General features: G+C 72.9%; 8 protein-coding genes and 1 pseudogene. 5 read left to right on the forward strand and 4 right to left on the reverse strand.

The window, feature by feature from the left end:
• On the forward strand, positions 1-1296 hold a 1296-nt coding region (locus tag C6N75_RS03515), incomplete at its 5' end, for a globin domain-containing protein (protein WP_258177205.1).
• Between the two features lie 30 nt (positions 1297-1326).
• On the opposite strand, the gene C6N75_RS03520 is transcribed toward C6N75_RS03515, so the two are convergent.
• From C6N75_RS03520 to C6N75_RS03535, 4 genes are all read right to left on the reverse strand, one after another.
• Entirely contained in the window at positions 1327-1806 is a 480-nt protein-coding gene (locus C6N75_RS03520; RefSeq protein ID WP_105867349.1) for an NUDIX domain-containing protein, read from the reverse strand.
• 59 nt (positions 1807-1865) lie between these two features.
• Complete coding sequence (locus tag C6N75_RS03525; RefSeq protein WP_105867350.1) at positions 1866-2762, reverse strand: LysR family transcriptional regulator; 897 nt, start codon at positions 2760-2762, stop codon at positions 1866-1868.
• A 374-nt stretch (positions 2763-3136) separates the two neighbouring features.
• Positions 3137-4249: a cystathionine gamma-lyase gene (locus C6N75_RS03530; protein ID WP_105867351.1), complete on the reverse strand. Its 1113-nt coding sequence runs from the start codon at positions 4247-4249 to the stop codon at positions 3137-3139.
• Positions 4250-4331: 82 nt separating this feature from the next.
• Positions 4332-4712 carry a phage holin family protein gene (locus C6N75_RS03535; RefSeq protein WP_105867352.1) on the reverse strand — a complete coding sequence of 127 codons (381 nt, stop codon included), beginning with the start codon at positions 4710-4712 and terminating at the stop codon, positions 4332-4334.
• Positions 4713-4762: 50 nt separating this feature from the next.
• On the opposite strand from C6N75_RS03535, the gene C6N75_RS03540 reads away from it, so the two are divergent.
• The 4 genes and pseudogenes from C6N75_RS03540 to C6N75_RS03555 all read left to right on the forward strand — a co-directional run.
• Positions 4763-5080, forward strand: coding sequence for a cupin domain-containing protein (locus tag C6N75_RS03540; protein ID WP_105867353.1), 318 nt, complete (start codon positions 4763-4765; stop codon positions 5078-5080).
• Positions 5081-5336: 256 nt separating this feature from the next.
• Positions 5337-5558, forward strand: coding sequence for a DUF5326 family protein (locus tag C6N75_RS03545; RefSeq protein WP_105867354.1), 222 nt, complete (start codon positions 5337-5339; stop codon positions 5556-5558).
• Positions 5559-5722: 164 nt separating this feature from the next.
• Positions 5723-5983: pseudogene (locus C6N75_RS03550) on the forward strand (helix-turn-helix domain-containing protein); the annotation flags it as partial.
• A gap of 304 nt (positions 5984-6287) precedes the next feature.
• Positions 6288-6636 (forward strand): SsgA family sporulation/cell division regulator (locus C6N75_RS03555; RefSeq protein WP_105867355.1); only part of this gene is annotated, 349 nt, incomplete at its 3' end.

The raw sequence follows: 6636 nt of genomic DNA on the forward strand, positions 1-6636 counted from the left end.
CCGCAGCCCACCCCCGAGACCTGGCCGGCCGCCCCGCCGCAACCTGCCGCCGAGGCCGGTGCCGGGCAGGACGCTCCGCCCTTCGCCGCCCCGCCGCAGCCCACCCCCGAGACCTGGCCGGCCGCCGCGCCGCAGCCCGTCCGCGAGGCCGGACCGGGCGCCCCGGCGGAGCCGCGGGAGAGCGCGGCGTCCCCGGACGCCCGGCTGGTGCGCCGTACGCTCCGCGAGATCGGCCCGGTCGCCGACAAGGTCACCGCCTACTTCTACGCGCTGCTCTTCACCCGCCACCCCGAACTGCGCGGGCTCTTCCCGGCGGCCATGGACACCCAGCGCGACCGGCTGCTCAAGGCCCTGCTGACGGCCGCCGAGCAGATGGACGACGCCGCGGTGCTCACCGAGTACCTCCAGCACCTGGGCCGGGGCCACCGCAAGTACGGCACCGAGCCCGCGCACTACCCGGCCGTGGGCGAGGCCCTGATCGGAGCCCTCACCCGGTACGCGGCGGCGAGCTGGGACGAGGAGACCGAGCGGGCCTGGGTCCGCACCTACACCACGATCTCGCAGATCATGATCGACGCGGCGGCCGAGGACGAGCGCAGGGCGCCCGCCTGGTGGCACGGCGAGGTCGTCTCGCACGAGCTGAGGACCCCCGACATCGCGGTGGTCACCGTCCGCCCGGACCAGCCGTACCCCTTCCTGGCCGGGCAGTACACCAGCCTGGAGACCCCGTGGTGGCCGCGCGTCTGGCGGCACTACTCCTTCGCCTCCGCGCCCCGGCCGGACGGCCTGCTCACCTTCCATGTGAAGGCGGTCCCGGCCGGCTGGGTCTCCAACGCCCTGGTCCACCACGCGCGCCCCGGCGACGTGCTCAGGCTCGGCCCGCCGGCCGGATCGATGACCGTGGACCACACCACCGACAACGGGCTGCTGTGCCTCGGCGGCGGCACCGGGATAGCCCCGATCAAGGCGCTGGTCGAGGACGTGGCCGAGCGCGGCACCCGCCGCCCGGTCGAGGTCTTCTACGGTGCGCGCACCGACCACGACCTCTACGACATCGACACCATGCTGCGGCTCCAGCAGAGCCATCCCTGGCTGGAGGTCCGCGCGATCATCGACCGCAGCACCCAGTTGCCGGACCTGGTGCGCGAGTACGGGCCGTGGAACGAGTACGACGCCTATCTGTCCGGCCCGCCCGGAATGATCCGCCGGGGCGTGGACGCTCTGCGCGGCGTGGGCGTGCCGTCCGAGCGCATCCGGCACGACGCGCTGGACGAACTGGCCGCCGCGGCCGGCTGAGCGGGGCGGCCGGCGGAAGGGCAGCCGGCGTCAGCCGAGATCGGGGGCGTGCATCGCGCGCACGCCCTCGATGTTGCCGTCCAGATAGTGCCGCAGGGACAGCGGAACCAGGTGGACGGCGGCGATGCCGACCCGGCTGAACGGCACCCGCACGATCTCGTACTCGCCCGCCGGCTGCTCGACCTCCGGGCCGTGCCGCAGCGACGGGTCCATGGACCCCAGTCGGCAGACGAAGAAGTGCTGCACCTTGACGCCGGAGACCCCGCCGTCCTCGATGTGCTCGACGGTGTCCACGAAGCAGGGCACCACGTCGGTGATCTTCGCGCCCAGTTCCTCGTCCACCTCGCGGTGCAGGGCGTCCACCACGGTGGCGTCGTCCGGTTCCACCCCGCCGCCGGGGGTGACCCAGTACGGGTCGACGCCCGGCTTGGTGCGCTTGATCAGGATCAGGTCGTCACCGTCGAGGAGGACGGCGCGTGCGGTGCGCTTGACCACTGGTCGTTCGGTCATGGCTTGAAGATGGCCCAGTCGATCCGCCGCGAAACGTCCGTACGGAAGCTGCGCATCGCTCACCAGGCGGTGGCCGCGCGCAGCAGGGTGTCGTGGGCGCGGGCGATGTGCGGCAGGGACAGCGTCCCGGCGCGTACCGCCAGGAAGTAGGTGCGCAGCGGCGGCACCGGGGGGTCGAGCAGCGCCACCAGCCTGCCGGCGCCCAGCGCGTCCTCGCACAGGTATCGGGGCAGGACGGCCAGGCCCGCGCCGGCGGCGGCCGTCTCCAGGACGGCCCGCAGGTCGGGGGCGACCACGGTGGCCGCGGCGGTCGGCTTCGACTCGAAGACGGCCGTCCAGTAGCGGGCCACGAACGGCAGCGACTCGTGGACCTCCACCACCGGAAGCTGCTCCAGCACCACCGCGCCCTTGCGCAGCAGCACGCCCGGGGCGAGCCGGGCGGCCCACCGGGGGGAGGCGACCAGCACCTGTTCCTCGTCGCACAGCGGCGTGGAGGTGAGCAGTCCGCCGCGCGGTCGGGCGGTGGTGATGGCCAGGTCGTGGTGGCCGGCGGCCAGTCCGTCCAGGACCTCGGGCGCCGCCGAGGTCAGCGCGGTGCGCAGGGCCAGGCCCTGGGAGATCAGCGAGGTGAGGGCGGGCAGCGCGCGCAGCGAGGTGAACTCGGGCGGTCCGGCCAGGTGCAGGGTGCGCACCACCGAGTCGTCGTCCAGTCCGCCTTCGGCGATCTCCACCAGGGCGTCCAGGTGCGGGGCCGCGCGCTGGGCGAGCTCGTCGCCGATGGTGGTGGGGGTGACGCCGCGGGCCTGGCGCAGGAAGAGCGGGCGGCCGAGCTGGCGTTCCAGTGTCCGGATCTGGCTGGTCACCGCCGGCTGCGACAGTCCGAGCAGTGCGGCGGCGCGGGTGAAGGAGCCGGCCCGGTGCACCGTGACGAACGTGCGCAGCAGCGCCAGATCCATGCCCGTCCTCCCTCTTCCACGCGGTGCGGGCGACCCGGGCGGCCGTCCTGACGTGTGCTCAGAACCCCCCTCACTATAAATATGTCGATAGGTCCCTGTCGCTGCCGTGATTGGACACTGACGCACAGTCAACTAGCCTGGTGCAGGCGGATCTCCGGTACGTCCCGCACGGGCCGTACCGGCCGGGGACGGTCCGAGCCACGAGGGGGGAGGCTCGGACCGTCCTTCCATTTCCCCCACCGGCAGACCTCCGCCGCGGCGGACCGGCGGCGGCCGGATCTCGCCCGTCGGCGGGAGGAACACCGGATCGGCCAGAGGCCAGAGGCCAGAGGCCAGAGGCCAGGGGTCAGAGGTCCGGGGTCCGGGGCCAGGGGTCAGGCGTCCAGGGCCCGCAGTACGTCCGCCAGCAGGTCCGCGGGATCCTCCGCGCCGACGGAGAAGCGGATGAAGCCCTCCGGCACCGCGTCCCCGCCCCACCGGCCGCGCCGCTCGGCGGTGGACCGCACCCCGCCGAAGCTGGTGGCGTCCTCCGCCAGCCGCAGGGCCCCGAGGAACCGCTCCGCCCGGGCGCGGTCCGGCAGCACGAAGGACACCACCGAGCCGAAGCGCCGCATCTGCGCCGACGCCACCTCGTGCGACGGGTCGCCGGGCAGCCCCGGGTAGCGCAGCCCGGTCACGTCCGCGCGCGCGGCCAGCGCCTCGGCGAGCGCCAGCGCGGTGCCGCACTGCCGGTCCACCCGCAACTGCAGAGTCGCCAGCGAGCGGTGCGCCAGCCAGGCCTCCATCGGTCCCGCGATCGCTCCGACGATCTTGCGCCAGCGCCGCACCGACTCCGCCAGCACCGGATCCGCGCAGGTCACATAGCCGAGCAGGATGTCCCCGTGGCCGGTCAGCCCCTTGGTGCCGCTCGCCACCGACAGATCGGCGCCCAGCTCCAGCGGCCGCTGCCCGAGCGGGGTTGCCAGGGTGTTGTCGACGGCGACCAGCGTGCCCTGCGCGTGCGCCGCCTTCACCAGCTTGCGCACGTCGCACACGTCGAGCCCCGGGTTCGACGGCGTCTCGATCCACAGCAGCCGCGCCCCCTCCAGCACTTCGAGTTGGGCGTCGTCGGCGGTCGGCGCGGTGCGGACCTCGATCCCGTACGCCTCGAGTTGCTCCCGCACCAGCGGCAGCGCCTGGTAGCCGTCGGACGGCAGCACTACCGCGTCACCGGCCTTGAGCTGCGAGAACAGCACCGCCGAGATGGCGGCCATGCCCGAGCCGAAGACCAGCGTCTCGACCTCCGCCCCGGGTGCCTCCAGCTCGCCGATCGCCCGTTCCAGATGCGTCCAGGTGGGGTTGGCGTCCCGGCCGTAGGTGTACGGGCCGGTCGGCTCCCCGGGCAGGTGGTAGTGGGCGGCGAACACCGGCCCGGGCAGGGTGGGCTCGTACTTGTCCGGTTCGGGCAGCCCGGCCCGCACCGCCCTGGTCCCGTCGCCCCAGTTCATCGGGCACACTCCTTCTTCGCCGTGTCTCGCGCTGTGTCTCGTCGCGCTGTGCCGCGTCCGGTGGATCCGCCGGCGGCCGGGGTCAGTCGCGACCGTCCGGCAGCACGAGGTTCAGCGCCCACGAGACCACTGAGATGATCAGACCGCCGAGCACAGCCGTCCAGAAGCCCTCCACATGGAAGCTCAGGTCGAGCTGCTCGGACAGCCACGAGGTCAGCAGCAGCATCAGCGCGTTCACGACCAGTGTGAACAGTCCCAGCGTGAGGACGAACAGCGGCAACGTGAGAAGCTTCACCACCGGCTTCACGAGCACGTTCACCACGCCGAACACCAGGGCCACCAGCACCAGCGTCCAGGCCTTGCGGCCGGTGCTGTCACCGGTCAGCGTGATGTCGGACAGCAGCCAGATCGCCACGGCCAGCGCACCGGCGTTGGCGATCGTCTTGACGAGGAAATTCAACATGTGTCTGATCGTGGCAGACACCATCAGACCGAGTACGGGGACGAGCGGCCATGAAGGCATTCCGACTGGACGACCTGGAGGCGGAGCGCGCCGCCAACGACGGCGCCTACCTCCAGTTCCTGCGCGAGAGGAACATGTCCGTCGGCCTGTACGCGCTGGACGCCGGCCGGCTCGACCCGCAGCAGCCGCACCGCGAGGACGAGGTGTACGTCGTCGTCAGCGGCCGCGCCGCGATCACCGTAGGCGAGGAGACCACCTCGGTGGGGCGCGGCAGCGTCGTGTACGTGCCGGCCGGCGTGCCGCACCGCTTCCACCACATCAGTGAGGACCTGCGGGTGCTGGTGGTCTTCTCGCCGCCCGAGAGCTGACGCCGGCGACGACGGCGGGTCGTCCGCGAGCCGATGCGCGGGCGCGGCGGCCGGGTCCGGCAGCCGCGGTGCCGGGCCCAGCGCGGTGATCCGGGGTCGGGGTCGCGCACCGGCGATCCCTAGGGGACGGATCAGGGCAGAGCCCGGGCCGGCGACCGCCCCGTCGCGGTCCCGGTGCTCCTAGCATCGGAGGTGTCCGGGCGACAGGCCCGGCGACCGGTGGCGAACCGGGGACGACGCACGGGAGGCGACGGCGATGGCGGTACGGGAACTGCTGACGGGAGTGCCGTGGTGGGTGAAGTGGGTCGCCATACCGCTCATCGCGCTGGTGGTGTTCGGCGGACTGATCGGAGCGGTGCTGTCCTTCGTCTTCGGACTGCTGTTCAAGGTGCTGCTGTTCGTGGCCCTGGTCGGCGGACTGCTCTACGTGGTGCGCCGGTTCAGGTCCTCGTCCTCCTCGTCGCGCGACGAGTGGTGACGCCTGTGTGCGGGCGTTAACCCCCGCGGGGGAACGTCCCGCCCGGCCCGGTGCGCGGAGCGGACGGCCCACTACAGTGGCCGGATTCCGCAGCCCGCGCGTCGGCTCCGCGGGTGACGGCCCCTGCGACCGACTGGGTGAACGCCCGGGGGTGACCCATGGCCATGGCACCGGACCCGCCGGGCGCTGCCCCCACCCTCATCGGCTCCGTCCAGCGCGCCCTGCGCCTGCTGGAGGCGGTGGGCGCACACCACGGCGGCGCGCCCGCCAAGCAGCTCGCCCGGGAGACCGGGCTGCCGCTGGCCACCGCCTACCACCTGCTGCGCACGCTGGTCCACGAGGGCTATCTCCGCAGGCAGCAGGGCGTGTTCGTGCTCGGTGAGGCGGCCCGCAGGCTCGCTGCGGACGGGGCTGTGCAGAATCGTCCCGGCAGCGATCGGACACCGGACCAGCCGCCCCGGCCGCTGCCCTCGCCCGCCGCCGACGGCGCGGCCCGCCTCGGGCCGCCGAGCGGCCACGGCACGGGGCGCACAGGCTGAACCACCCCTTCGGGTTCTCTATCAGTATCTGAAATAACACGCCTTGTGATCACCCGGTGTGTACTGGACGATGGCGGGATTAGAGCCGGTGCGGGCGCGATCCCGCCTCACCGGCCCTTTCCCGTTCCCGGTCGCACGTGTCCGCACGTGCCGCTGTCCGTCACCCGGTCCATCCACTGCGGGGTACACGATGAGCGAGTCGGTCCAGGCCGAGGTTCTGATGAGCTTCGTCGTCACCGAGGAGCTGTCCTTCCGGATTCCGGTCGAGCTGGGATACGAGGCGTCCGACCCGTTCGCGGTGCGGCTGACCTTCCATCTGCCCGGAGACGCCCCGGTGAGCTGGTCGTTCGGCCGGGAGCTGCTGTTGGACGGCCTCAACGTCCCCTCCGGCGAGGGCGATGTGCACATCGCGCCGACCGGCCCCGGTGAGGTCTCCGATGTCACCCTGCGGCTCCAGGTGTCCGGCGAGCACGCCCTGTTCCGTTCCAGCGCCCCTCCGCTGGTGGCCTTCCTCGACCGGACCGACCGGCTCGTCCCGC

This window comes from Streptomyces solincola (genome assembly GCF_002982015.1).
Taxonomy (GTDB): domain Bacteria; phylum Actinomycetota; class Actinomycetes; order Streptomycetales; family Streptomycetaceae; genus Streptomyces; species Streptomyces solincola.